Annotated in this window: 22 protein-coding genes; 9 read left to right on the top strand and 13 right to left on the bottom strand. The window is 60.3% G+C overall.

The genetic code is table 11. From position 1 onward, the window contains the following. Nucleotides 1-117: 117 nt before the first annotated feature. The gene (gene rlmKL / locus AB4P96_RS09810) at nucleotides 118-2,382 is read right to left on the bottom strand and encodes a bifunctional 23S rRNA (guanine(2069)-N(7))-methyltransferase RlmK/23S rRNA (guanine(2445)-N(2))-methyltransferase RlmL (RefSeq protein WP_017134773.1); all 2,265 of its coding nucleotides are present in this window, start codon (nucleotides 2,380-2,382) and stop codon (nucleotides 118-120) included. A 532-nt stretch (nucleotides 2,383-2,914) separates the two neighbouring features. On the opposite strand from rlmKL, the gene rmf reads away from it, so the two are divergent. Then, complete coding sequence (gene rmf / locus AB4P96_RS09805; RefSeq protein WP_002553055.1) at nucleotides 2,915-3,130, top strand: ribosome modulation factor; 216 nt, start codon at nucleotides 2,915-2,917, stop codon at nucleotides 3,128-3,130. A gap of 285 nt (nucleotides 3,131-3,415) precedes the next feature. On the opposite strand, the gene AB4P96_RS09800 is transcribed toward rmf, so the two are convergent. The 4 genes from AB4P96_RS09800 to sctC form a co-directional block, all read right to left on the bottom strand. Further along, a complete protein-coding gene (locus AB4P96_RS09800) occupies nucleotides 3,416-4,435 on the bottom strand; it encodes a quinone-dependent dihydroorotate dehydrogenase (RefSeq protein ID WP_017134772.1) in 1,020 nt (339 codons plus the stop codon). Nucleotides 4,436-4,520: 85 nt separating this feature from the next. Next, nucleotides 4,521-4,976 (bottom strand): transglycosylase SLT domain-containing protein, encoded by a 456-nt coding sequence (locus AB4P96_RS09795; protein WP_099548806.1) that lies wholly within the window; start codon nucleotides 4,974-4,976, stop codon nucleotides 4,521-4,523. Beyond that, a complete protein-coding gene (locus AB4P96_RS09790) occupies nucleotides 4,969-5,370 on the bottom strand; it encodes a winged helix-turn-helix domain-containing protein (RefSeq protein ID WP_017134770.1) in 402 nt (133 codons plus the stop codon). The genes AB4P96_RS09795 and AB4P96_RS09790 overlap by 8 nt, the downstream gene beginning before the upstream one ends. Before the next feature lie 206 nt (nucleotides 5,371-5,576). Beyond that, nucleotides 5,577-7,034 (bottom strand): type III secretion system outer membrane ring subunit SctC, encoded by a 1,458-nt coding sequence (gene sctC, locus AB4P96_RS09785; protein ID WP_395600723.1) that lies wholly within the window; start codon nucleotides 7,032-7,034, stop codon nucleotides 5,577-5,579. Nucleotides 7,035-7,322: 288 nt separating this feature from the next. Here sctC and AB4P96_RS09780 point away from each other — a divergent pair, with 288 nt between their 5' ends. The 8 genes from AB4P96_RS09780 to cobA all read left to right on the top strand — a co-directional run bounded on the left by AB4P96_RS09780 (nucleotide 7,323) and on the right by cobA (nucleotide 18,664). Then, on the top strand, nucleotides 7,323-8,549 hold the full coding sequence (locus AB4P96_RS09780; protein ID WP_395600722.1) for a CmpA/NrtA family ABC transporter substrate-binding protein: 1,227 nt from the start codon (nucleotides 7,323-7,325) through the stop codon (nucleotides 8,547-8,549). A 13-nt stretch (nucleotides 8,550-8,562) separates the two neighbouring features. Further along, nucleotides 8,563-9,138, top strand: coding sequence for an ANTAR domain-containing response regulator (locus tag AB4P96_RS09775; protein ID WP_053257467.1), 576 nt, complete (start codon nucleotides 8,563-8,565; stop codon nucleotides 9,136-9,138). A gap of 183 nt (nucleotides 9,139-9,321) precedes the next feature. Beyond that, complete coding sequence (locus AB4P96_RS09770) at nucleotides 9,322-10,533, top strand: NarK/NasA family nitrate transporter (protein ID WP_170039289.1); 1,212 nt, start codon at nucleotides 9,322-9,324, stop codon at nucleotides 10,531-10,533. After that, on the top strand, nucleotides 10,533-12,203 hold the full coding sequence (locus tag AB4P96_RS09765; RefSeq protein WP_395600973.1) for a protein kinase: 1,671 nt from the start codon (nucleotides 10,533-10,535) through the stop codon (nucleotides 12,201-12,203). Before AB4P96_RS09770 ends, AB4P96_RS09765 begins: the two co-directional genes overlap by 1 nt. A gap of 231 nt (nucleotides 12,204-12,434) precedes the next feature. After that, nucleotides 12,435-14,888, top strand: coding sequence for a nitrite reductase large subunit NirB (gene nirB / locus AB4P96_RS09760; RefSeq protein WP_395600721.1), 2,454 nt, complete (start codon nucleotides 12,435-12,437; stop codon nucleotides 14,886-14,888). After that, nucleotides 14,885-15,202: a nitrite reductase small subunit NirD gene (gene nirD, locus AB4P96_RS09755; protein ID WP_017134764.1), complete on the top strand. Its 318-nt coding sequence runs from the start codon at nucleotides 14,885-14,887 to the stop codon at nucleotides 15,200-15,202. Before nirB ends, nirD begins: the two co-directional genes overlap by 4 nt. After that, nucleotides 15,202-17,910: a molybdopterin-dependent oxidoreductase gene (locus AB4P96_RS09750; RefSeq protein WP_395600720.1), complete on the top strand. Its 2,709-nt coding sequence runs from the start codon at nucleotides 15,202-15,204 to the stop codon at nucleotides 17,908-17,910. The genes nirD and AB4P96_RS09750 overlap by 1 nt, the downstream gene beginning before the upstream one ends. A 10-nt stretch (nucleotides 17,911-17,920) precedes the next feature. Beyond that, nucleotides 17,921-18,664, top strand: a complete 744-nt coding sequence (gene cobA / locus AB4P96_RS09745) for a uroporphyrinogen-III C-methyltransferase (RefSeq protein WP_099548799.1) — start codon at nucleotides 17,921-17,923, stop codon at nucleotides 18,662-18,664. Nucleotides 18,665-18,724: 60 nt separating this feature from the next. Here the strand turns inward: cobA and AB4P96_RS09740 are convergent, their stop codons facing one another. From AB4P96_RS09740 to ppsA, 8 genes are all read right to left on the bottom strand, one after another. Then, a complete protein-coding gene (locus AB4P96_RS09740; protein ID WP_017134761.1) occupies nucleotides 18,725-19,705 on the bottom strand; it encodes an OmpA family protein in 981 nt (326 codons plus the stop codon). Nucleotides 19,706-19,812: 107 nt separating this feature from the next. Then, entirely contained in the window at nucleotides 19,813-20,403 is a 591-nt protein-coding gene (gene sigX / locus AB4P96_RS09735; RefSeq protein ID WP_017134760.1) for an RNA polymerase sigma factor SigX, read from the bottom strand. 87 nt (nucleotides 20,404-20,490) lie between these two features. Then, nucleotides 20,491-21,315, bottom strand: a complete 825-nt coding sequence (locus AB4P96_RS09730; protein WP_003193288.1) for a mechanosensitive ion channel domain-containing protein — start codon at nucleotides 21,313-21,315, stop codon at nucleotides 20,491-20,493. 2 nt (nucleotides 21,316-21,317) lie between these two features. Next, a complete protein-coding gene (locus tag AB4P96_RS09725) occupies nucleotides 21,318-21,563 on the bottom strand; it encodes a hypothetical protein (RefSeq protein WP_005790375.1) in 246 nt (81 codons plus the stop codon). A gap of 86 nt (nucleotides 21,564-21,649) precedes the next feature. Continuing rightward, the gene (locus AB4P96_RS09720) at nucleotides 21,650-22,645 is read right to left on the bottom strand and encodes a zinc transporter ZntB (RefSeq protein ID WP_099548798.1); all 996 of its coding nucleotides are present in this window, start codon (nucleotides 22,643-22,645) and stop codon (nucleotides 21,650-21,652) included. Nucleotides 22,646-22,670: 25 nt separating this feature from the next. After that, nucleotides 22,671-23,159 (bottom strand): ribonuclease E activity regulator RraA, encoded by a 489-nt coding sequence (gene rraA, locus AB4P96_RS09715; protein WP_169985266.1) that lies wholly within the window; start codon nucleotides 23,157-23,159, stop codon nucleotides 22,671-22,673. A 234-nt stretch (nucleotides 23,160-23,393) separates the two neighbouring features. Continuing rightward, the gene (locus tag AB4P96_RS09710; RefSeq protein ID WP_017134757.1) at nucleotides 23,394-24,383 is read right to left on the bottom strand and encodes an alpha/beta fold hydrolase; all 990 of its coding nucleotides are present in this window, start codon (nucleotides 24,381-24,383) and stop codon (nucleotides 23,394-23,396) included. Between the two features lie 106 nt (nucleotides 24,384-24,489). Then, nucleotides 24,490-26,865: a phosphoenolpyruvate synthase gene (gene ppsA / locus AB4P96_RS09705; RefSeq protein WP_017134756.1), complete on the bottom strand. Its 2,376-nt coding sequence runs from the start codon at nucleotides 26,863-26,865 to the stop codon at nucleotides 24,490-24,492. Between the last annotated feature and the right edge of the window lie 88 nt (nucleotides 26,866-26,953).

The raw sequence follows: 26,953 nt of genomic DNA, 5'->3' as shown, positions 1-26,953 counted from the left end.
TCACTTTGGCTAGGCGTTAAGTTATAACCATGAGGCCGGTGTTTGACCAGTGCAAAAAAGCCGCAAGCCCGGAATATTCCGGGCTTGCGGCTTTTTGGTGCAGCTTGAGTGTGGCGATCAGCGAGCGGTGATTTTCCAGGCCCGGTGAATCTTCGCGTTACGTGCGAAGTCCGGGTCCAGGGTTTTGTCGCTGATTTCCTCGACCGCGTAGCGCTCGCTGAGGTTGTCCTCCAGCACGAACTTGCGGAAGTTGTTCGAGAAGTACAGCACGCCGCCAGGCGCCAGGCGCGCCATGGCCAGGTCGAGCAACTGCACGTGGTCACGCTGTACGTCGAAGATGCCTTCCATGCGCTTGGAGTTGGAGAAGGTCGGCGGGTCGATGAAGATCAGGTCGAACTCATCACGGCTCGCCTCCAGCCAGGCCATCACATCACCTTGCTCCAGGCGGTTCTTGTCAGAGAAACCGTTAAGGGAGAAGTTGCGACGCGCCCAGTCCAGGTAAGTCTTGGACAAGTCGACGCTGGTGGTGCTGCGCGCGCCGCCCTTGGCTGCGTGCACACTCGCGGTGGCGGTGTAGCAATACAGGTTGAGGAAACGCTTGCCGGCCGCTTCCTTCTGGATGCGCATGCGCATCGGGCGATGGTCGAGGAACAGGCCGGTATCCAGATAGTCGGTGAGGTTGACCAGCAGCTTCACGCCGCCTTCGCTGACTTCGGTGAACTTGCCTTGGGCGCTTTGACGTTCGTACTGCTTGGTGCCGCTCTGACGTTCGCGACGCTTGACCACCACGCGGCTTTTGTCGACGTTCAGCGCCTGGGGAATCGCGGCCAGCGCATCGAACATACGCGCAGAGGCTTTTTCCGGGTCGATGGATTTAGGCGCGGCATATTCCTGCACATGCACCCAATCGTGGTACAGGTCGATGGCCATGGAGTATTCCGGCATATCAGCGTCGTACACACGGTAGCAGTCCACACCTTCGCGCTTGGCCCATTTGCCCAACTGCTTGAGGTTCTTTTGCAGGCGGTTGGCGAACATCTGCCCGCCTTCGCTCAGGCGCGCCTGCTCAACCACCGGGGCTGGAGCCGGCTTGATCGGGTTGCCGTTCTTGTTGTACTGGCGCTCGACCGGCTCGGTCGGGGCTTGATCGTAAGCGGCTTGCTCACGCTCGGCCTGGCGCTGCTCCGGGGTGCGGCGCTCGCCAGTGACGAACTGGTCCGGGTTGACCTTGATCAGCAGCAACTTGCACGGCAACGCGCCGTTCCAGAACGAATACTGTTTGTGGCTGCGGATGCCCATGCGCTTGCCCAGGTCCGGCGCGCCGGTGAACACCGCCGCTTCCCAGCCCATGCAGGCCTGGCGCAAGCGCTCGCCGAGGTTCTGGTAGAGGTACAACAGGCTGGCTTCGTCACCGAGACGCTCGCCGTAGGGCGGGTTGCAGATCACCAGGCCTTTCTGGTTCTGGTCCGGGCGCGGCTCGAACGTGCCGACTTCGCCCTGGTACACCTTGATCCAGTGGCTTAAGCCTGCGCGTTCGATGTTGTTACGGGCGGGCTGGATCAGACGCGGGTCAGCCTCATAGCCACGCACCCACAATGGCGGCTTGTTCATGCCAATGGCAGCACGCTCGGTGGCCTCGGTGTGCAGCTTCTTCCACAGCGCCGGTACGTGACCGAGCCAGGTGGTGAAGCCCCACAGCTCACGATTGAGGTTGGGCGCCATGTCGGCGGCGATCATTGCGCCTTCCACCAGGAAGGTGCCCACGCCACACATCGGGTCCGTCAGCGCGCCGCCTTCGGCCGCAATACGCGGCCAGCCGGCGCGAATCAGGATCGCGGCTGCGAGGTTTTCCTTCAACGGTGCGGCGCCCTGCTGCAGGCGATAACCGCGCTGGTGCAGGCTGTGACCGGACAGGTCCAGGGAAAGGATGGCTTCGCCACGGTCCAGGCGCAGGTGAATGCGCAGGTCCGGGTTGATCTTGTCGATGGACGGGCGTTCGCCGGTCGGGGTGCGCAGCTTGTCGACAATCGCATCCTTGACCTTCAGCGCGCCGAAGTGGGTGTTGTCGATGCCCGAGCCGTGGCCACTGAATTCAACGGCCAGGGTGCCGTCCGGGACCATGTGGTCGGCCCATTCGATATCCAGCACGCCGTGGTAGAGGTCCTCGGCGTCCTTCATCGGGAAGCGCTTGAGCACCAGCAGCACGCGGTTGGCGAGGCGCGACCAGAGACACAGGCGGTAGGCGGTTTCCATGTCGGCCATGCCGCGCACGGCCGAGGTGTGCTCGCGGGCTTCCTCAAGGCCAAGCCCGACGGCTTCCTCGATCAGCAGGCCTTCGAGGCCCTTGGGGCAGGTGAGGAAGAGTTCAAAACGGTCCGACATGGGGCATTCCAGGCTTTTCAGCAATAAATGAACGGGCGACGCATCGCCGGCTCGGTTTTCAATCAAGCACTTTTCTTGAAGAGTGCTCGCGTGGCACGAATGTGCCGTTCCACCCCGGCTACCGGGCGTTTGGGCCTGAATTGCCGGGGCAGATAAATAAATCATCGCAACAAAAAGAAATATTCCGACCCTTCGTCGAATAATAACCGACTGCAACAGGCGGGCATTCTCACTAAAGGATTAAACCCATCCTCTATGCAGGGCACATCATAGCTGGGTTTGCCTATTAAATGGGGCGAAAAGCCATCCCAGCTTATGGCTATAGCATCGTTATCGTTACGTGCTTATGACAAAACGATCATTGAATCCATGTGACCTATTGGTTAGAACTCAACACAGGTTGGCGCCGTAACGACGCCGACACATAGGCTCGCCACGCCGGCAGCGAGCCCACCAACGGCAGGAAAACCCTGCCCGGCCCCACGCGGGGCCGAAGGATATCTAGACAGTCAACAAGTGAGGGAAACACCCTATGAGAAGACTTAAGCGTGATCCGTTGGAAAGAGCATTTTTACGCGGATATCAATATGGCGTTCATGGTAAATCCCGTGAGCTTTGCCCATTTACTCTACCGTCGGTACGCCAAGCCTGGATCAACGGCTGGCGAGAAGGACGCGGCGACAACTGGGACGGTATGACTGGCACTGCGGGAATCCACAGACTCAACGAACTTCACGCCGTCGGCTGACACGGGGCACTTAATCCGACAACCACCTTGAAGATTTTGTAACGACTTAACCACGCACGTCCTATCCGGGCGGCGGGCTTCGGCCCAGGGGGCTCCTTTTGGAGCCCTTTTTAATGCTCAGGAATTGGCTGATCTACTGATCGTTCCCACGCTCTGCGTGGGAATGCCGCCCAGGACGCTCCGCGTCCCGTTTTGAAGTTGTGACGCAGAGCGTCACTTGATGCATTCCCACGCAGAGCGTGGGAACGATCTAAAGAGCGTGGGAACGATCTATTGGCTGATCTATCAGCGCAAAGCCGCGATGGCATCCACCGACTCGCGAATCAACGCCGGGCCTTTGTAGATAAAGCCGGAATAGAGTTGCACCAGGCTGGCGCCGGCAGCGATCTTCTCGGCTGCGTGCTTGCCTTCGGTGATGCCGCCCACGGCGATGATCGGCAAGCGCCCCGCCAGTTCAGCGGCCAGTACCTTGACGATATGGGTGCTCTGGTCCCGCACCGGCGCGCCCGACAGGCCGCCCGCTTCGTCACCATGCGCCAGCCCTTCAACGCCGACGCGGCTTAAGGTGGTGTTGGTAGCGATCACCGCATCCATGCCCGAATCCACCAGGGCCTGGGCGACCAGCACGGTTTCTTCATCGCTCATGTCCGGGGCAATCTTGATGGCCAACGGCACGCGCTTGCCATGGCGCACGGCCAGGTCTTCCTGGCGCTGGCGCAAGGCTTCGAGCAATTGCTTGAGGGAATCACCAAACTGCAGGCTGCGCAGGCCTGGCGTGTTGGGCGAACTGACGTTGACCGTGACGTAGCTGGCGTGGGCGTAGACCTTGTCCAGGCAGGTCAGGTAATCATCCACGGCGCGCTCGACCGGCGTGTCGAAGTTCTTGCCGATATTGATGCCGAGAATGCCTTTGTACTTCGCGGCTTGAACCCGCGACAGCAAGTTATCAACGCCCAGGTTGTTGAAGCCCATGCGGTTGATGATTGCCTCGGCTTCGGGCAAACGGAAGATACGCGGCTTCGGGTTACCCGGTTGTGGTCGTGGCGTGACGGTGCCGATCTCGACAAAGCCGAAACCCAGTTGCGCAAAACCGTCGATGGCCGCGCCGTTCTTGTCCAGACCCGCAGCCAGCCCGACCGGGTTGGGAAAATCGAGCCCCATCACCGAAACCGGCATTTTTGCCGGTGCCTTGCATACCAGACCATTGAGCCCCAGGCGGCCACCGGCACCGATCAAGTCCAGGGACAGATCGTGGGAGGTTTCCGGGGAGAGTTTGAACAACAGCTGGCGGGCCAGGGTATACATGGGCGGGCTAGACTCGGATGGCGGCGAAAGGTGGCGCGATTATAGCCGGGGTGGCACGCCGGGTGCGAGGCGTGCCGTCCATTCGTCACTGGCGATGTGCAACCAACGCTTCATACTGCGCCCAGATTTTTTCTGCATAACGCAGGCGTAATGCCTCACGCTCGGGTGCCGGCCCGGCATTATAGGACCCCACGGCTGTCCAGTTGTAACCGAAGCGCTGGATGAAGTCGGCCAGGATCGAAGCCCCCACCTCGATCGATAAACACGGCTCAGTCAGCAACCTTTCCTCGGTAATCCCCTGCTTGGCCAGACGAGGCAAGTGCATGCTGTTGATCTGCATCAGGCCAATGTCTCGCGAACCATCGCTATTACCCGGGTTCATCGCGCCCGCGCGTGCGCCCGACTCCACCACAGCAATGGCTTTCAACAGCTCCGGCTCAATGTCATACCGGCCGGCGACTTCCTCCCAACAACTGGCCCAGGCCGGGTAGCTGCCCATCAGCAGGCACAGCAGCAAGCCTTTGCGCAAACGCTTAATCATGGTTCACCTGGCCACAGGCCGAACAGATGCGAGGCACACACGCCTGCCCGGGCAGCCGTTGGGTGTGTTGCCGAACGGTGACAGCACAGGTAAAGCGATACCCCCTGCCATAGATCGTCTTGATAAAGCCTTTGTCTTCTCTCAAGTGCTTGCGCAATTCATAGATACAACGGGTGAGCGACTCTTCCGCAACCTCGCCACGGGACCAGGCCTGCTCGAGTAAACGGTCCTTGGTCATCAGCACACCACCGGATGCCAACAGCAACCGCAGCACCTGCCACTCCTTGGGTGGCAGCTGAATATCCACACCCTCACCCGTTAACCGGCCATCAACATGCAAGGTCCATCCGGCAAAAAACCACGAGGCTGCCAGTTCTTCATTCGCGAGGGTCATATTCACCTCTGTACCTGATCTACTGACATTGATTACCTTGTTTCCAGAAACGGTCGATACGCCAACCCCGCGACTATAGAAAGTCGGCCCCTGAACAACGCTAGGGAAAAGCCCATGTAATCGAAGCTTTGTGTGCGTATCGCGTAGGACTTTTCGCCATTACCGGCAACAAACACTCAGGAAAGCGTTGATAGGCGTTCAGAAAGTTATTGGATGTCAGAGGCTTCGCGGTTTTCGCGCACAAATGCGCGTTGCACACGCTCATATTGACTTTGCGTCAGCGGCGGCGGCCCGATAGCACCCGCCAGCATCCGCGGCTCTGCACCAACCGCCCGGGCCTGGATCACAAACAGCCGTACCTCGGCGCGCCGACCGGAACCCACGCCGCCCTCACGTTCAAACGCGCCCAACCACAGTCGCTTGCCCTGAGGCACGCGCACCACCGTGTTGATTCCCACCCGCCCTACTGCCCCGACCGAGCCTGGCTCGAGTTTGCTGTCCAGTTGACGGCCATCCTCAAGGGTCAGCTGCATTTCAATCTGATTCGCTGCCGCAAAGCGTGGTAGCACGCTGGCTTCGGTGCCATACCCAACGGGCTTCCACTTGCCGCTGTCAGCACCAGGCTTGGGCAGGTAAAAAGTATGGTTGTCCTGGAAAACCGCTGGAACATTCTCTTGGGTAAGCAGCACGGGGAACGCGGTGATCCTGGCTTTGCGTCGCCGCTCAAGAACACCGAGCTGTGCCATCAAACGGCTGTCATCCAAGGGCTCCAGCACCCGCGTCACGGAGGCTCCGGTGCCGGTTTCCTGAGCCCAGGCCACGCCCATCTTGTCGAGTTCTCTACGGTCTACATCGATCTGCCACAGCGACACTTCGATTGGTCGCTTGGGCTTGTCCAACTCCGCCACCAGTTCCTCTATCACCTTGACCTGATCAGGCTTGCCCTTGATCAGCAAGCTGTTGGAGTCCGGGTAGGCCATCACCAACAGGCTCTTGTCAGCCAGCAAACCCGGAGGGCGCTGCCTGGCATCCTTCTGCTCGATAGCCAGCAGGTTCTCGATCATCGTGGCCATGCCCGGTACATTGACCTTGTCGTCACCCATGACGTACTGACGGTCTGCCACATGGGTGTTGAACACCTGCACCACACCGAAGGCCTGTTTACCGACACGCACTTCGGTGCGCGGCCTGTCCATCAGTTGGGCCAGGTGCAACACCTGGTTCACATAATTAGGTGGCCCGGACACATAGAACGTGCGCGCGCCGCTCTCTCTGAGCGGATAACGTGATTCATCAAGCCCCGAACGGCGCATGAACCCGCGCAACCTGTCGACCGGAATGTGCCGCAGCGCAACCGCCGAGCTTTTTGCTTCGCTGGCGTCATACAGGTAAAGCACCTGACCGTCGCTGTACCAGATCAGGCCCTGCTGCTCGGCGACGGTTGCGAGGGTCTGCTGCGCAGCCTCCAGATCGAAGGTGCCGCAAATGCGTTTACGCGCCGCTTCGCGGCTGACAACGACGGGCACCCCCAAAGAATGCGACAACGCACTGAAAAAGGTATGCAGGCTTTCATCCCGGGCTTCGTAGCTTGCGCCCCAGGCGCAGGCATTGGCCCACAGCAACGCACCGCACAGCAGCCAGCGGCATAGCCAGGGAGAGCTCATCGGTGATAGCTCATCAGGGTCGGTGAATCGATAGGCAACTTGGGTGTTCCTGGCAGTCGGGCGCAAAGAAGCGGCCATACTGAAAGGCACTCGAGTTTCAATCTTGATGGAAAGGTGACGGCAGGCTCCATCCGCCGCCCCGTGGCATGTGCCTTGCTACGGACTCTGCATCAAAGCCCGCGCCAACGTCGGAGCAGGCTTACAGACAAAGGCGTCGTTACCCGGCAATGGCTTGTACTGCCATGCGAAGGAGCGATGCTTTTTTTTTGACAGAAAAGGTAGGTGTTGATGAACGACTCGGTCGGCAACAGCCCGGTGAACACCCCACTGGCGTGGGTCAACGGCAGTGACGCCCCGGAAAAGAGCAGCCTGGACCTGGGTTTCATGGCACTCACCGACTGCGCTTCATTGGTGGTCGCCGCCACCCAGGGATTTGCCCAACCCTACGGCCTGACGCTGAACCTCAAGCGCCAATCCTCCTGGGCCAGCCTGCGCGACAAACTGGTCAGCGGTGAACTGGACGCCGCCCACAGCCTGTACGGGTTGATCTATGCCGTACACCTGGGCATTGGCGGCGTGGCGCCCACCGACATGGCGGTACTGATGGGGCTCAACCAGAACGGCCAGAGCATCAACCTGTCCCACGGCCTGCAACAGCAGGGCGTGACCACTCCTGAGGCACTCGACCGCCACGTGCACCAAAGCCGAACAAAGCTGACGTTCGCCCAGACATTTCCCACAGGCACCCACGCCATGTGGCTGTATTACTGGCTGGCGAGCCAAGGCATTCACCCGTTGCAAGATGTAGACAGTGTGGTGGTGCCGCCACCGCAGATGATCGCGCACCTGCAAGCCGGGCGCATCGACGGTTTTTGTGTCGGTGAGCCTTGGTGCGCCAGCGCGGTCAAGCAAAACCAGGGGTTCACCCTGGCCACTACCCAGTCGATCTGGCCAAACCACCCAGAAAAAGTGCTCGGCTGCACCCAGGCGTTCGTCGATCACTACCCAAACACCGCCCGCGTACTGGTTATGGCGATCCTCGAGGCCAGCCGTTTTATCGAACAAAGCCAGGAAAACCGCCGCTCCACCGCACAACTGCTCAGCGCTCGCGAGTACCTCGATGCCCCGCTCGACTGCATCGAACCCCGCTTGCTGGGGGCTTATGACGACGGCCTCGGCAACCAGTGGCAAGACCCGCACGCCCTGCGCTTTTTTGCTGATGGCGAGGTGAACCTGCCGTACCTCTGCGATGGCATGTGGTTCATGACCCAGTTTCGACGTTGGGGCCTGCTGCGCGAAGACCCGGACTACCTGGGCGTGGCTCGCCAGGTGCAGCAACTGGACCTGTATCGCCAGGCCGCGACTGCCGTTGGCGTCCCGGCCAACGCCCAAGACATGCGCAGCAGCCTGTTGATCGACGGCAAGATCTGGGACGGCTCCGACCCCGCCGCCTACGCCCGCAGCTTCCGACTGCATGCCCTGGCGAACCTTACCAGCCGCCAGGCACTGCGCTGACAGGACCACGACTATGTTACGAATCCTGTTGATCAACGACACCCCGCGCAAGGTTGGGCGCCTCAAAGCCGCTTTGACCGAGGCCGGTTTCGAGGTGATCGATGAGTCCGGCTTGACCATCGACTTGCCGGCGCGCGTCGAAACGGTGCGCCCGGACGTGATCCTGATCGATACCGAGTCACCCGGACGCGATGTGATGGAGCAAGTGGTGCTGGTCAGCCGCGACCAGCCGCGACCAATCGTGATGTTCACCGATGAGCACGACCCGAACGTGATGCGCCAGGCGATCAAGTCCGGGGTCAGCGCCTACATCGTCGAAGGCATTCAGGCCCAGCGCCTGCAGCCGATTCTCGATGTGGCCATGGCCCGCTTTGAAAGCGACCAGGCCTTGCGCGCCCAGCTCCAGGCCCGTGACCAACAGTTGGCCGAGCGCAAGCGCATCGAGTTGGCCAAGGGCATGCTGATGAAAATGAAGCACTGCAATGAGGAAGAGGCCTACACCCTGATGCGCCGCCAGGCCATGAGCCGCCAGCAGAAATTGATCCAGGTGGCCGAGCAGATCATCGCCATGAGTGAGCTGCTCGGCTGAACTGGCGCAGCTCTTGCTAAGCACTTATTACAGGTAGCCAACGGCGGTTGCCCCTTCTACGACAAAGACGTCGCTCATCCGGTTTGCACTCGCGAACTCGATGGCGGCGTTTTTTTTCGTTTTGGCCCCGGCGATTGGGGCCAACAGGCCTTCTGACAAGACCCCCAACCGTTGAGGTGCGTGATGAAATCAAGCTTCTGGAAATCCGGGCACACCCCGACCCTGTTTGCCGCGTTCCTGTATTTCGACCTGAGCTTCATGGTCTGGTACCTGCTGGGGCCACTGGCGGTGCAGATTGCCGCCGACCTGCACCTGACCACCCAGCAACGCGGCCTGGTGGTGGCCACGCCAATCCTGGCAGGCGCGGTGCTGCGCTTTTTGATGGGCATGCTGGCCGACAAGCTGTCACCCAAGACCGCCGGGCTGATCGGCCAGGTGATTGTGATCGCCGCCCTGTTCGGCGCCTGGAAACTCGGCATCCATACCTACGAGCAAGCGCTGTTGCTGGGCGTGTTCCTGGGCATGGCCGGTGCATCCTTTGCAGTCGCCCTGCCCTTGGCTTCCCAGTGGTATCCGGCTGAGCACCAAGGCAAGGCCATGGGTATTGCCGGCGCCGGCAACTCCGGCACCGTATTTGCCGCCTTGCTGGCGCCGGTATTGGCCGCCGCATTTGGCTGGAGCAATGTGTTCGGCTTCGCGCTGATCCCGCTGGTGCTGACACTGATCGTGTTCGCGTGGCTCGCGCGCAATGCGCCCGAGCGCCCGAAAGCCAAGTCCATGGCCGACTATTTCAAAGCCTTGGGCGACCGCGACAGCTGGTGGTTCATGTTCTTCTACAGCGTGACGTTCGGCGGCTTTATCGGGCTGGCCAGCGCTTTGCCCGGCTACTTCAACGACCAGTACGGCCTGAGCCCGGTGACCGCCGGCTACTACACCGCCGCCTGTGTGTTTGGCGGCAGCTTGATGCGCCCCTTGGGCGGTGCACTGGCCGACCGCTTCGGTGGGATTCGCACCCTGCTCGGCATGTACGGCGTGGCAGCGATTTGCATCGCCGCCGTGGGTTTCAACCTGCCAAGTTCCTACGCCGCACTGGCGCTTTTCGTCTGCACCATGCTCGGCCTCGGTGCAGGTAATGGCGCGGTGTTCCAACTGGTGCCCCAGCGTTTTCGCCGCGAAATAGGCGTGATGACCGGCCTGATCGGCATGGCGGGCGGCATTGGCGGCTTTGCCCTGGCGGCAGGCATGGGCGCGATCAAACAGAGCACCGGCAGTTATCAGCTGGCCTTGTGGTTATTTGCCAGCCTTGGCGTGTTGGCCTGGTTCGGCCTGCACGGCGTCAAGCGTCGCTGGAGAACCACGTGGGGCTCGGCCGCCGTGACCGCCGCACGCGTCTGATGAGCCTGCAACTGAGCGTCGCCCAGGCCAGCGCCATCGGCCCGCGGGCAGAAAACCAGGACGCCCTGCGGGTGGTCACGCCCATGCCGGAACTGGCCGCAAGCAAGGGTTACCTGTGCGCCATCGCCGATGGCGTCAGCCAATGCGCCGACGGTGGCCTGGCCGCCCGTTCAACCTTGCAGGCGCTGGCCCTGGACTACTACGCCACGCCGCAAACCTGGGGCGTGGCCCAGGCACTGGAGCGACTGTTACTGGCACAGAACCGCTGGTTGCAGGCCAACGGCGGTGGCCAGCCGCTGCTGACCACCCTCAGCGCCCTGGTATTTCGCGGCCAGCGCTTCACCCTGGCGCATGTGGGGGATTGCCGGGTGTATCGCTGGCTGGACGGCGAGTTGCAGCGCATCACGCAAGACCATGTGTGGGAACAACCGGGCATGCAGCATGTGCTCAAGCGCGCCCTCGGCCTGGATCAGCACATGGTGCTGGACTTTCTCGACGGTGAACTGCGCGAAGGCGAGTGCTTCCTGCTGCTCAGCGATGGCGTGTGGGCCACGTTGGGCGACCACAGCATCAGCGCGATCCTGCGCGAACAAACCAATCTCGATGTGGCGGTGAACACGCTCGTCAGTGCCGCACACCTGGCCGCCAGCCAGGACAATGCCAGCGCGCTGCTGGTGCGTATCGACCAGCTAGGCGCCGCGACCCTGGGCGATGCGCTGGTGCAGTTGCAGCAATGGCCGCTGCCACCGCCCCTGAAGGCCGGGCAACGCTTTGAAGGCTGGCAGGTTGAAAGCCTGCTGGCGCAAAGCCGACAGTCATTGCTGTACCGCGTGCGCGATGCCCAGCAACAAGCTTGGCTGTTGAAAACCTTGCCGCTCAACCGCGACGATGACAACGACGCCGGCCAAGCCTTGCTGTCGGAAGAATGGTTTCTGCGACGAGTGGCCGGGCGCGCGTTTCCTGAAGTGCATGCGGCCAGTGGGCGTCAGCATTTGTACTACGTGATGCGTGAATATTCGGGGCAGACCCTCGCGCAGCTGTTCCAGCAACAAGGCCCGCTGCCCTTGGCGCAATGGCAGTCCATTGCCGAGCGTTTGCTGCGGGCAGTGGGCCTTCTGCATCGACGGCAGATCCTGCACCGTGACATCAAGCCGGAAAACCTGCTGCTGGGCGATGATGGCGAATTACGCGTGCTGGATTTCGGCCTGGCCTACTGCCCGGGGCTTTCCGAGGACCGCGCCCATTTGCTGCCCGGCACCCCAAGTTTTATCGCGCCCGAAGCCTTCAGTGGCGAACGTCCTACGCCGCAACAGGATTTATACAGTATCGGTGTCACGCTCTATTACCTGCTGACCGGGCATTACCCCTACGGTGAAATCGAAGCTTTCCAGCGGCCACGTTTCACCCAGCCCGTCAGCGCCAGTCGTTACCGCCCCGATTTACCGGACTGGTTGCCGTTGAGCCTGGAACGCGCTGTGGCCGCACAGCCCGCAGAACGTTATGAAACCGCCGAGGAATGGTTGCTGGTGCTGGAACAGGCCGACCGCCGTGAATTGAGCGTACGACCCAAACCGTTGCTGGAGCGCGAGCCGCTCAAGGTCTGGCAAACCCTGGCGACCGTCTCGCTGCTGGTCAATTTGGTGCTGCTGTACTGGCTGCTGCACCACTAGGGGGCGAATTTCCACGCAATATCGATGGGAATCCCAATAAAACGGGCGTCCGGCGACTTGGCACAACCGCTGCATTAGCTTCATCAACAACTCACATATAGCCGCCCCTTCAACGCCGAAGGGTTGAGCTTCCCGAGAGAACGGGACCGGACAAAGGTGTCCTCGCCAGGTAACTGGTGGGGGCGCCTTTTTTGTTTGCGCACGATTTGTCGAGCCATTGCGGAGAACGACATGAAAAAACTCAAACTGGTGATGATCGGCAACGGCATGGCCGGGGTTCGCACCCTTGAAGAATTGCTCAAGCTGAGCAGCGACCTGTACGACATCACGGTGTTCGGCGCCGAGCCCCACACCAACTACAACCGCATCCTGCTGTCACCGGTGCTGGCCGGCGAGCAGACCTTCGAAGAGATCGTGCTCAACGACCTCGACTGGTACCTGGACAACCACATCAAGCTGTTGCTCAACCGCAAAGTGGTGCAGATCGACCGTGTAAGACGCATCGTCATCGCTGAGGACGGCAGCGAGGCCGAGTACGATCGTCTGTTGATTGCCACCGGCTCGACGCCTTTTATCCTGCCAATCCCCGGCAATACCTTGCAGGGTGTGATCGGCTACCGCGACATCGCCGACACCCAGGCCATGATCGACACCGCCAGGACCCACAAGCACGCGGTGGTCATCGGCGGTGGCCTGCTCGGCCTGGAAGCCGCCAACGGCCTGATGTTGCGCGGCATGCACGTGACCGTGGTGCACATCGGCGAATGGCTGCTGGAGCGCCAGCTGGACAAAACCAGCGGCCAGTTGCTGCAAACCGAACTGGAAAGCCGTGGCCTGGTGTTTCGCCTGTACGAGCAAACCCAAGCCCTGCACGACGCCGGCAATGGTCGTGTCGGCTCGGTGCAGTTCAAGAATGGCGACATCATCCCCGCCGACTTGGTGGTGATGGCCGCCGGCATCCGCCCCAACACCGAACTGGCAGAGAAATCCGGCATCCCCTGCAACCGAGGGATTCTGGTCAATGACACTCTGCAAACCTACGACCCGCGCATCTATGCCATCGGCGAGTGCGCCAGCCACCGTGGGATCGCCTACGGCCTGGTGGCGCCGCTGTTCGAACAGGCCAAGGTCTGCGCCAATCACCTGGCCCAGTTGGGCTTTGCCACTTACAAAGGCTCGGTGACCTCGACCAAGCTGAAGGTCACCGGTATCGACCTGTTTTCCGCCGGGGATTTCATGGGTGGCGAAGGCACTGAGACCATCACCCTCTCCGACCCGATTGGCGGCGTGTACAAGAAGCTGGTGATCAAGGACGACATCCTGGTTGGCGCGTGCCTGTACGGCGATACCGCCGACGGTGGTTGGTATTTCCGCCAGATCCGTGAGAACCACGCGATTGGCGAGATTCGTGATCACCTGATGTTTGGCGAAAATGCTTTAGGCGATGTCGGCCACCAAGGCCAGGACAAAGCCATGAGCATGGCCGACAGCGCTGAAGTATGCGGCTGCAACGGCGTGTGCAAAGGCACCATCGTCAAGGCGATTCAGGAACACGGGCTGTTCAGCGTTGACGATGTGAAGAAGCACACCAAAGCCGCCAGCTCCTGCGGATCCTGCGCCGGGCTGGTGGAACAGATCCTGATCAACACCGTGGGCGGCGCCGCCGACGTCAAACCCAAAAGCGAAAAAGCCATCTGCGGCTGCAGCGACCTCAACCATGGGCAAATCCGCCAGGCGATCCGCGACCAGCACCTGCTGACCATCGCCGGCACCATGAGCTACCTGAACTGGCGCACCCCCAACGGCTGCGCGACCTGCCGCCCGGCCCTGAACTATTACCTGATCTCCACCTGGCCCGGCGAGGCCAAGGACGACCCGCAATCGCGCCTGATCAACGAACGCGCCCACGCCAACATTCAGAAAGACGGCACCTACTCCGTAGTCCCACGGATGTGGGGCGGTGTGACCAATCCGTCGGAGCTGCGGCGCATTGCCGATGTGGCCGACAAGTACAACGTGCCGATGGTCAAGGTCACCGGCGGCCAGCGCATCGACCTGCTGGGCATCAAGAAACAGGATTTGCCCGGTGTGTGGAAGGACCTCGACATGCCCTCCGGCCACGCCTATGGCAAATCCATCCGCACCGTGAAGACTTGCGTGGGCAGCGAGTTCTGCCGCTTCGGCACGCAGAACTCCACGCAGTTGGGTATCGAGTTGGAGCACGACCTGTTCAATATGTGGTCGCCGCACAAGGTCAAGCTGGCGGTGTCCGGTTGCCCACGCAACTGCTCGGAAGCGGGCATCAAGGACGTCGGCATTATCGGCGTCGACTCCGGCTGGGAGATGTACATCGGCGGCAACGGTGGGATCAAGACCGAAGTCGCGGAGTTTTTCGTCAAGCTGAAAACTGCCGAAGAGGTGCGTGAATACAACGGCGCGTTCCTGCAGCTGTATCGCGAAGAGGCTTTCTACCTCGAGCGCACCGTGCATTACCTGCAACGGGTAGGCATGGAGCACATCAAGAAAGCCGTTCTGGAAGACCCGGCCCGGCGCCAGGCCCTCAACGAGCGCCTGCAATTCTCGCTGTCATTCGAACAAGACCCGTGGAAAGAACGCCTGGAACAGCCGCTGCTGAAAAAGGAATTCGAGGTCATCCCCGTCAAACAGCTGGAGGTGTCGGCATGAACTGGCTGGATATCTGCGCCCTCGATGAAATCAACGCCCTGGGCTCGCGCATCATCAATGGGCCAAAAGGCGATATTGCGATTTTTCGTACCAGTGACGATGAGGTTTTCGCTCTTGATGACCGCTGCCCACACAAAGGCGGGCCGCTGTCCCAAGGCTTGATCTACGGCAAGCGCGTGGCCTGCCCGCTGCACAATTGGCAGATCGACCTGGCGTCGGGTGAAGCCCAGGCGCCGGACATCGGCTGCGCCCATCATCACCCCGCCCGCGTAGAAAACGGCCGGGTGATGCTGGCCCTGCGGGACGCCGGTTGATGAACCGCCAGACCACCGCGTCCACCTGCTGTTACTGCGGCGTGGGTTGCGGCGTGCTGATCGAGCATGACGGCGTGCAGATCCTGGGGGTGCAAGGCGACCCGAACCACCCGGCCAACTTCGGCAAGTTGTGCAGCAAGGGTTCGAGCCTGCACCTGACCGGCGACCTGACCGCCCGTGCCTTGTACCCGGAACTGCGCCTGGGCAAAGGCCTGTCCCGCGCCCGCACCGACTGGAACAGCGCCCTGGACCACGCGGCCAATGTGTTCGCCGACACCATTGCCGAACATGGGCCGGACAGCGTGGCGTTTTACATCTCTGGCCAGTTGCTGACCGAGGACTACTACAGCTTCAACAAGCTGGCCCGCGCGCTGGTGGGCACCAACAATATCGATAGCAATTCGCGGCTGTGCATGTCTTCGGCAGTGGTCGGCTACAAGCGCAGCCTGGGCGCCGATGCGCCGCCGTGCAGCTATGAAGACCTGGAGGCAAGTGATTGCGTGATGATCGTCGGCAGCAACATGGCCTACGCCCATCCGGTATTGTTCCGACGTCTTGAGGAAGCCAAGGCGCGGCGCCCGCAGATGAAAGTGCTGGTGATCGACCCACGGCGCACAGACACTTGCGATTTGGCCGACCTGCACCTGGCGATCCTGCCGGGCACCGATGTGGCGCTGTTCCATGGGATCTTGCACCTGTTGCTGTGGGAAGACTGGATCGACCGCGACTTTATCCAGACGCATACCGATGGGTTGCTCGAGTTGAAACGACTGGTGCATGACTACACGCCGCAGATGGTCACGCAGTTGTGCGGCATCAGCGTCGAGCAGTTGCGCGTGTGTGCAGAGTGGGTCGGCACCTCCGGCAGTTTTCTCTCGCTGTGGTGCATGGGGCTCAACCAGTCCACCGCCGGCAGCGCCAAAAACAGTGCGCTGATCAACCTGCACCTGGCCACCGGCACTATCGGTCGGTCGGGTTGCGGGCCGTTTTCCCTGACCGGCCAGCCAAATGCCATGGGCGGACGCGAAACCGGCAGTTTGTCGAACCTGCTGCCGGGGCATCGCGAGGCGGCCAACCCTGAGCACAGGGCTGAAGTCGCGGCCTATTGGGGCGTTGAATCGTTGCCGGCGCCTACCGGGCTGACGGCTATCGAACTGTTCGAACAGATCCAGGCCGGCAAGATCAAGGCCGTGTGGATTGCCTGTACCAACCCCGCGCAATCCTTGCCGGACCAGAACAGCGTGCGTGCGGCATTAGCGGCCTGCCCGTTCGTGGTGTTGCAGGAGGCTTTTCGCACCACTGAAACCGCCACCTACGCCGACCTGCTGTTACCCGCCGCCAGTTGGGGCGAGAAAGAAGGCACGGTGACCAATTCCGAACGGCGGATTTCCCACGTACGCCGCGCCATCGACCCACCCGGGGAAGCACGGCCGGACTGGGCGATTACCGTGGATTTCGCACAGCGCCTTGAGCAACGCTTGCGTCCGGGGTTGCCGAGTTTGTTCGCCTTCGAGCAACCGGCGCAGATCTTTGATGAGTACAAGATGTTGACCCGTAACCGCGACCTCGACCTGTCGGGTATCAGCCATGCTCTGCTCGATCAGCTCGGCCCGCAGCAATGGCCATTTCCCGTGGGCGCACAAGCGGGCACGCCGCGCCTGTACACCGAGGGTGTGTTCCCGACAGACAGCGGCCGCGCGCACTTTATCGCCGACCCTTACCGCGCCGCCAAAGAACAACGTGACGCGCGCTTCCCACTGACCCTGATCACCGGGCGCCTGCGCGATCAATGGCACGGCATGAGCCGCACCGGCACAGCCGCGCAGTTGTTCGGGCACGTCAATGAAGCACTGCTGAGCCTGCACCCGGATGAGCTGCGTCGGCACCGTTTCAAAGAGGGCGATCTGGTCAGCCTGAAAAGCCGTCGTGGCAGCGTGATTATCGCCGTCAGCAGCGATGACAGCGTGCGCCCGGGCCAGGCATTCCTGCCGATGCATTGGGGTGATCGCTTTCTCAAGGGCGGTGTTAATGCCCTTACCCAGCCGGCGTTCGACCCCTTGTCAAAACAGCCCGAACTCAAACACAGCGGCGTGCGCCTGGAGCCAGTGCAACTGCCGTGGCAGCTGTTCGCGCTGATCGAGGGAAATGTGCAGCAACACTTTGACGCCCTACGCCCGCTGTGTGAGGGCTTTGCCTACGTCAGCTTGAGCCTGACCGGGCGTGAACGGCCGGCTCTTCTGGTGCGCGCAGCCCATACCGAGGCGCCCGACTTGCAACTGTTAACCCGTATCGACGAACTGCTGGGCCTCAATGACGGTCCGGTCATGGCCTATGACGATCCGCGGCGTTCGATTGGCAAGCGGGTAAAAATCGAAAAAGGCCGCATCACCGCGCTGCGCCTGGCCGGCGAAACCCTGGCACGGCATTGGTTGCAGCGTTTGTGGCTGGAAGGCCGTGCCGACGATCAACTACGGCGCTGGCTGCTGGCGCCACTCAGTGCACCACCGGGCGGCGCGGCAGCCAGCAGTAAAATTTTGTGCAACTGCAAGAACGTCAGTGAAAGCGCGGTATGCGCCGGTATCGGCCGTGGCCTGGACCTGGACGGGCTTAAGCAGGAACTGGACTGCGGCACGCAGTGCGGCTCTTGTGTACCGGAAATCAAACGTCTTTTGGCCAGCACGTCGCTGCCAATCGCAATCAGTGTGTGAGGGGATAAACATGAGCGCAAAAGTCTGGCTGGTAGGCGCAGGCCCCGGTGATCCGGAGTTGTTAACCCTCAAGGCGGTACGCGCCCTGCACGCAGCCGATGTGGTGCTGATCGATGATTTGGTCAACCCGAGGGTGCTGGAGCACTGCCCGGACGCTCGGGTGATAACCGTGGGCAAGCGCGGCGGCTGCCGTTCGACACCCCAGGATTTTATCCACCGCCTGATGCTGCGCTATGCGCGCCAAGGCAAATGCGTGGTGCGACTTAAGGGCGGCGACCCGTGTATTTTCGGCCGGGGCGGCGAAGAAGCGCTGTGGTTGCGTGAACGCGGGGTTGAGGTGGAATTGGTCAACGGGATTACCGCGGGCCTGGCAGGTGCAACGAACTGCGATATTCCCCTGACGCTGCGCGGGGTCAGCCGCGGTGTGACGCTGGTCACGGCGCATACCCAGGACGACAGCAGCCTGAACTGGCGTGCCTTGGCCGAGGGCGGTACGACATTGGTGGTGTATATGGGCGTGGCGAAGCTGGAGGAGATTCGTCAGCAATTGCTGGAGGGCGCAATGGCAGCGGATACGCCGGTGGCGATGATCGAGAACGCATCATTGCCTCAGCAACGCGAGTGCCGCAGCACTCTGGCGCACATGCATACCGATGCACAGGTATTTGCTCTGAAAAGCCCTGCAATCCTGGTGATCGGCAGTGTTGCTGGCGCAGGGCAAGCCGCCTCTATTACTGTGTCAGCCAGCGCCTGAGGTAAATTTCAGGCAAAAAAAAGCCCGGCCTAAGCCGGGCTTTTTTCTACCACTCAGTAATTACTGAGCTTGAGCTTCAACCGACGCTTCTACGCGACGGTTAACAGCGCGACCAGCTTCAGTTGCGTTGTCAGCAACTGGGCGGGATTCGCCGTAACCTACCGCGGTGATGCGGCTAGGAGCAACGCCGTCTTTAACCAGGACTTGCTTAACAGCGTCAGCACGACGCTGGGACAGCTTCTGGTTGTAGGCGTCTGGACCGATGGAGTCAGTGTGACCAGCAACTTCTACGTTGGTAGCTGGGTACTGAGCCATGAAGTCGGCCAGGTTTTTCACGTCGCCGTAGCTGTTAGGCTTAACAACCGACTTGTCGAAGTCGAACTTAACGTCCAGCTCAACACGAACAACCTGAGCAACTGGAGCTTCTGGCTCTGGAGTTGGCTCTGGAGCTGGTGCTGGGGTAGGAGCTGGAGCAGCTGCGCCAGCGTTACCGCCGAAGTTCACACCCAGGCCGACCAGTGCGGAGTAGTCCCACTTGCCGTTGTCCAGTGCGTAGTCAGCTTCAACACCGGCACGAGCGTACACGTTGTTGGTGAAGTAGTACTTCACGCCAGCGCCGGCGATAGCCAGGGTGGACTGGTCGCGACCGCTGTGGCCGTCAGCTTTGACGTTGCCACGGCTTTGGTGGCCGAAACCGCCTTCTACGTATGGACGCAGGCTGTCAACGCCAGCCTGGCCGAAGTGGTACTGAGCAGTCAGGCTGCTAGTGTCGCCACCGATCTTCTGGCTGCCAGTACCGTCGTTCGAACGGGTGTGGTTGGTTTTGTCGTAGGACAGGTTCAACGACAGGTCGTCGGTCAGGAAGTAACCAATGCGAGCGCCTGGGTTGAAGCCGTCTTCGATGTGCTTAACGCTATCGTTGTACTGCTTCTTGTAGAACAGCTCGCCTTCAACTGCGCCTTGGCCTTGTGCCAGTGCGCCGAAAGAAGTAGCGGCAATAATAGAACCAATGGCAAAGCCCAAGGTGTTTTTCAGTTTCATCCGTTAAATCCCCATCTGGTGATTGTAAAGCAGTCCCACAAACCGGGGGACAACTCGGCGACAAGTCTAACAGAACTTGCCTACACGTAAGAGATATTTGCCACGCACTAAGTTTCAGTCTCGCCCGCAAATTTCTCACGTAATTTATCAAGAGCACGCTTGTAACGCATTTTTGTAGCACTCAAACCCATGTGCATGATGTCAGCAATTTCCTGAAACTCCAGCTCTGCGACAAATCGTAGCACCAGAATTTCCCGGTCAATCGGATTCACATGCACCAACCAGCGATCAAGTCCGGCCTTTTCCTCGGGTACCGGCGCCTTTTCTTCAGACGCTTCCTCAAGGGGGTCCAGACTTAAAGCGTCCATCAAGCGACGCTTTCGCCGTTCCTTACGATACTGCGTGATGCACTCGTTGTACGTGATGCTATAGAGCCATGTCTTGAACTTCGATTTGCCCTCGAAGTTCTTCAGGCCGTACAGCACCTTGAGCATCACTTCCTGACAGACATCATCCGCATCTCTATCGTTCCCTAAATACCTTGAACAAACGTTGAACAGAGTGCGTTGATACCTGCGCATCAATTCTTCGTACGCGCGTGTTACGTGAAACAGCTCCGTGTGCGAGCGCGCGACCAACTCCTCATCAGAGAGCTCACGGGGGTCATAGCGCGTGGACAGCGTTTGGGCTTTATTCAAAACAAGTCGTGCCGACAGTCAGGTCAATGTCCGCTACAGCCCGGTCTCCCGGGTTTGCGGCGGCGTACATTAGCAGGATTTGCCGGGTTAGCGGCTACTGACCTGCTGCTCGAGGAGAATCCGATTGGACAGCGATACCAGCTCACCGTCATCGGTCAGCACCGTCGTCTTGACCGTGCCGATCTCCTCGATTTGCCCTTCGACCTCGCCCACACGCACCTGTTGCCCAACCTGATACAGCTCACGCACATAGATTCCCGCAAGAATCTGACCGGCAATTTCCCGGCTTCCCAAACCCATGGCCAGCGCAACTGCCAGACCAACGGTAATCAAAACAATCACAATCACGTGGTTTAGAAGGTCAGTTTTGACCTCCAGCTGGCTGATCGCGACGGAAATACTGATGATGATCACCAGCCCCTGGGCAATTCGCCCCAGGCCCGCAGCATAGTCCAACCCCACGCCTTCAGCAGCACCGCGCACCAGCCCGTTGGCCAGTTGCGCCAGTAAAACACCTACCAGCAACACCAGCGCGCCGCCGAAAACCTTCGGCAAATACAGCGCCAGCATGTCGAGCGTAGCTGAAACTCGCTCAAGTCCAAGGGATTGAGCCGCAGAAACCAGAAAAATAAGCAGAACGAACCAATAAACGATCTTACCGATGAGGGTTGAGATCGGCACTTGCAGCCCTGCACGGCCCAGCAGCTTGGTCAGGCCGGTGCCCGCCATCAAGCGATCCAGCCCCAACTTTGCGAGCAATTTGGACAGCAGGGTGTCGAGCAACTTGGCCACGACAAAGCCCAGCAACACCAAAACCAGAGCACCAAACAGGTTGGGAATGAAATTCGCCACCTTGGTCCACAATGCGGTCATCGCGGTGACCAGGCTCTGGGTCCAGAGATCAAGTTCCATATTCAATCAGCCTTATCAGCAGTGCGAGCAAGAGGTTTACGACGCGAAACCGGCGATACGTGGGCCGAACCATTGTTCAGGGCCATCATCAACGCCGGCAACCAACGACCCAGCAGACCGAACAGGTCACCCGCCCCTACCTGACGGTTGGCGGTTTTCAACACGCGGCCCAGGCATGCATCGTCATCACGGTTGGATGGCGACGCATTGAGCATGTCACGCAAAGACTGTTCGAACGGATCGTGCATAAAGACCTCTCGCAAGTGAGTTAAAAGACGAGGGTTAAATTCTTTGGGTCACATGTGCCCCTGCCTGTGTTCAGGTCATATTCAGGTCAAACCCAGCGCAATCGTCGAAATAGCCACCATTGCCCCAGTGCTACCGAGACCATCAACAAGCAGGCAATCACGAATCCATAGGGGCTGGCAGAGAACGGAATCCCGCCCACATTTATACCCAGCAAACCGGTCAGAAAACTCATCGGCAGGAAGATCCCGGTGATGATCCCGAAGCGGTACATGGTGCGATTCATGCGTACGCTCAAGCGCCGGTCTTCGGCCTCAAGTACCAGCCCCACGCGCTCCCGGGTCAGTTCGAGCTCTTCCAGGTAGCGGGTCAGGCTGTTGTTCAATTCGTTCCAGTAGTCAGCATCGTCATCACAAAACCACGCTAATTTGATCCGCGTCAGCTGCGCAAAAATATCCCGCTGCGGCGCCAGGAAACGCTTCAATCCGGCAGCCCGTCGACGGATCTGCAAGACGTTGCCGTGCTCCGGGGTATACCGTTCGTCGGCATCGAGTTTTTCTTCCTCTAAATCGACGACTTCGGACAGGTCGGTGACCAGATCCTGCACTTTATGGGTCAGGTACTGCGCCATATAAAGGATGAGTTCAGAAGCGGTTTTTGGCCCTTTGCCCTCAGCCAGTTGCACCAGTAGCTCATCGGTAGCCCGCAATGGGCGCAAGCGCAGGGAAATCACGCGACTGGCTGCCGCGAAAATACGCACCGAGACCATGTCTTCCGGCTCGGCGCCAGGGTTGAGGTTGACTCCGCGCAGAAACAACAGCAATTCGCTGTCCGGCAGCGGCAACAGGCGCGGTCGGGTGTTTTCCTCCAGCAACAAGTCGCAGGCAAATTCGCTCAAACCGCTGGATTTACGCAACCAGGTCTGGGTTTGTGGATGGCTGCGATCCCAATGCAGCCACAGGCTTTCCTGAGGCTGCAGCTGCAAATCATCGAGCTCAGTCCGGGCAATCGAACGCGCACCGCCTTTACCGTCCAGCACCAGGGCATGCACCAGCCCCCATTGCGCGTTTTCTTCCTCGAACATCCTCACCCCTTTCGGCTACTGCGGTTTATTCAGGCATTTTCAGCGGGCTTGGCGAAACGATCACGCCATTATTGTCGGCGTAGACGTACTCACCAGGGCGGAATGTCACGCCGGCAAACGTCACCACCACGTTCAGGTCGCCAATGCCGCGCTTGTCGGTCTTCATGGGGTGAGGCGCCAACGCCTGCACACCCAGGTCTGTCTGGGCGAGGACGTCGACATCACGCACGCAACCGTAGATCACCAACCCTTCCCAACCATTTTTTGCAGCTTTCTCGGCGATCATGTCGCCCAGCAGCGCGCGACGCAGGGAACCGCCGCCATCGACCACCAGCACTTTGCCGGCGCCTGGTTGGTCGGCCTGTTCCTTGACCAGCGAATTGTCTTCGAAGCACTTGATGGTGACGATTTCACCGCCAAAGGAGTCTCGGCCACCGAAATTACTGAACATCGGCTCAACTACCTGCACCAGCTCCGGGTAGGCGTCGCACAGATCGGGCGTCACGTAATGAATCATCGGGAAACTCCTGTCATCAAGGAAGAGGTCGAACATCCCACGGTGTACATCAGAAAAACGCGTCACAACGGCTGAAGTTTAAGCGCTCACCCCTCAGCGGCGGCCATGATCAGACCCACGCCATCGCAACGCAATAGCGACTGCGCGACTGAATATGACCAGAAGCGTTTGACGCGTCATATCTTAGCCGCAACCTCTCTGGAGTGAAACGCCCTTGGCAGAGCGGTTATGCTAAACCGTTGCAGCTACTTGGGGCTCTGCTGCGAATAAAGGTGTCAGTGGATCTTTCAACCATTGCGCCATCAACGGCCACACTTCGGCCTGCGCGGCCTTGCTGACCAGCATCTCGACGTGCCCGAAATCCCCGCTGAAGCCTTGCTTGCGCCCCAGGCACAGGTATTGGCGGTGTTCAGAGCCAACTTGTTCGAACAACTTGCGACAAGCCCAGTCCGGGTCCTGTTGATCGCCAGCAGCGCTGACCGCCAGCAGCGGCACGTCGACATCGGCCAGGCCTTTCCACCAGTCCTGCTTGCCATCGCCAAAACGACCGAACAGGCCGTTCCAGCGCATGGCTTCGATCATCACGCCCGCCGGCTCGTCCTCGGGGCCGCGTTTGAGCCGTACACCGGATACTTCACCAAAGCGTTTCAAGAGCAAACGGCCGGTCCACTCCAGCGGCGGAATCTTCAACGGCCAGTGGGTGCGGCTGACCTGGCAGCCAAACAGGGCTACCGACGCCACGGCTGGCGCGCCAAGGTGCTGACCGCCCAAAGCCGCTGCCAAGGCAGTGCCGCCCAGGGAGTGGCCGATCCAGTGCGGGATTTGTGCGCTTTGCTCACGGACAAACGCGCCGATCGCCGGCAAATCGTAACGCGCATAATCGGCGACGCGGTTTCTGGCGTAATCCTGATTGCGCTTGGACAGGCCATGGCCGCGCATTTCCGGGATCCACACATCAAACCCCTGGCGCGCCAGGTAAGCGCCCAGGCCGATACCTTTGGGCGAATACCAGAAGCGCCGATTGGAAAAACTGCCGTGCAATAAAATTACCGGCGTGCCCCGGTTTTCCGGGACATCTGCCAGGCCCAAACGGGTCACAGCCAGCTCAACGGTGCCGTCGGGGCTGTTGCCGGGTTTGAGGCGGTACACATCTTCACTCAGGTCGCCACGACGTTCAGCGCTGATCAAGGCGACGGGAAATAGGTTGCTGCTGCTTTGCATAATGCTCTTGCACAAAAAAGGGCGGCGTCCGGATGGAATTCCGCCCTGTACAGATAAGAATGCCGGTCACCCAGGCTGGGTGACCGGCACTTTTGACGTCACGCCCTTAAGCGGACGCTTGGCCTTCCGCCAGGAAGAACCAGGTTTCCAGCACGGAGTCGGGGTTCAGCGAGACGCTCTCGATACCCTGTTCCATCAGCCATTTGGCCAGGTCCGGGTGGTCGGAAGGGCCTTGGCCGCAGATACCGATGTACTTGCCGGCCTTGTTGCAGGCCTGAATGGCGTTGGCCAGCAGCTTCTTGACCGCAGGGTTACGCTCATCAAACAGGTGCGCGATGATCCCCGAGTCACGGTCCAGGCCCAGGGTCAACTGGGTCAGGTCGTTGGACCCGATGGAGAAGCCGTCGAAGAACTCCAGGAACTCCTCGGCCAGGATGGCGTTGGACGGCAGTTCGCACATCATGATCACGCGCAGGCCATTCTCGCCGCGGGACAAGCCGTTTTCAGCCAGCAGGTCGACGACTTGGCTCGCTTCGCCCAGGGTCCGTACAAACGGCACCATGATCTCGACGTTGGTCAGGCCCATCTCGTTGCGCACGCGCTTGAGGGCACGGCATTCGAGTTCGAAGCAGTCACGGAAGGCTTCGCTGATGTAACGCGAAGCGCCACGAAAGCCCAGCATCGGGTTTTCTTCTTCGGGCTCGTAGAGCTTGCCGCCGATCAGGTTGGCGTACTCGTTGGACTTGAAGTCCGACAGGCGCACGATGACCTTTTTCGGGTAGAACGCCGCCGCCAGGGTGCTGATGCCTTCCACCAGCTTCTCGACGTAGAAACCCACTGGATCGTTGTAGCCGGCGATGCGCTTGTCGACGCTTTCCTTGATTTCCAGCGGCAGGCCGTCGTAATTCAACAGCGCCTTAGGGTGTACGCCGATCATGCGGTTGATGATGAACTCGAGGCGGGCCAAGCCCACACCGGCGTTCGGCAACTGCGCGAAATCGAACGCACGGTCGGGGTTGCCGACGTTCATCATGATCTTGAACGGCAGGTCCGGCATCGCATCGATGGAGTTTTGCTTGATATCGAAGCCCAGTTCACCTTCAAAGATGAAGCCAGTGTCGCCTTCGGCACAGGACACGGTCACACCCTGGCCGTCTTTCAACAGTTGGGTGGCGTTGCCGCAACCGACGACTGCGGGAATCCCCAACTCACGGGCAATGATCGCCGCGTGGCAGGTACGCCCGCCACGGTTGGTGACGATGGCGCTGGCGCGCTTCATCACTGGTTCCCAGTCCGGGTCGGTCATGTCGGAGACCAGCACGTCACCGGGCTGGACTTTGTCCATTTCAGACACGTCCTTGATGATCCGCACTTTGCCGGCGCCGATGCGCTGGCCAATGGCACGGCCTTCCACCAGCACAGTGCCGGTTTCTTTCAACAGGTAGCGTTCCATCACATTGGCCGAAGTGCGGCTCTTCACGGTTTCCGGACGCGCTTGCACGATGTACAGCTTGCCGTCATCACCGTCCTTGGCCCACTCGATGTCCATCGGGCACTTGTAGTGCTTTTCGATGATCATCGCTTGTTTGGCCAATTCGCTGACTTCAGCGTCGGTCAGGCAGAAACGCGCGCGCTCGGCCTTGTCGACTTCAACGGTTTTCACCGAGCGACCGGCCTTGGCCTCGTCGCCGTAGATCATCTTGATGGCCTTGCTGCCCAGGTTGCGGCGCAAGATGGCCGGGCGGCCGGCCTCAAGGGTGTGTTTGTGGACGTAGAACTCGTCCGGGTTAACCGCGCCTTGTACGACGGTTTCGCCCAGGCCGTAGGCGCCGGTGATAAACACCACGTCACGGAAACCGGATTCGGTGTCCAGGGTGAACATCACGCCGGCGGTGCCGGTTTCCGAACGCACCATGCGCTGCACACCGGCAGACAAGGCCACCAGCTTGTGGTCGAAACCCTGGTGTACGCGGTAGGAAATAGCGCGGTCATTGAACAGCGAGGCAAACACTTCCTTGGCGGCGCGGATCACGTTTTCAACGCCGCGGATGTTCAGGAAAGTTTCCTGCTGGCCAGCAAAAGAGGCGTCCGGCAAGTCTTCGGCGGTGGCCGAGGAGCGCACGGCAACTGCCATGTCCGGGTTGCCGGCCGACAGTACTGCGAAGGCGGTACGGATTTCTTCGTTGAGCTTCTCGGGGAACTCGGCGTCCATGATCCATTGGCGGATCTGGCTGCCGGTTTTCGCCAGGGCATTGACGTCATCGACGTCCAAGGCGTCCAGCGCGGCGTGGATCTGGGCGTTGAGGCCGCTCAGCTCGAGGAAATCGCGGTAAGCCTGGGCCGTGGTGGCGAAACCACCGGGCACCGACACACCAGCGCCTGCAAGATTACTGATCATCTCGCCGAGGGATGCGTTCTTGCCCCCCACATGCTCTACATCATGGACGCCGAGCTTATCGAGGGAAACTACGTACTCTACCAAGGTGATCTCTCCACTTTCTGTGTTGGAAAAGCTCAGGACGCCGGCGGCTCAGTAGGAGCAAACGCCAGCGCTTGTGGCCTGGACCTGG

It is taken from the genome of Pseudomonas sp. B19125 (assembly GCF_044218855.1).
Taxonomy (GTDB): Bacteria; Pseudomonadota; Gammaproteobacteria; order Pseudomonadales; family Pseudomonadaceae; genus Aquipseudomonas; species Aquipseudomonas edaphica.
The sequence above is the reverse complement of the archived record's forward strand: the minus strand, read 5'-3'. Positions and strand labels throughout refer to the sequence as shown.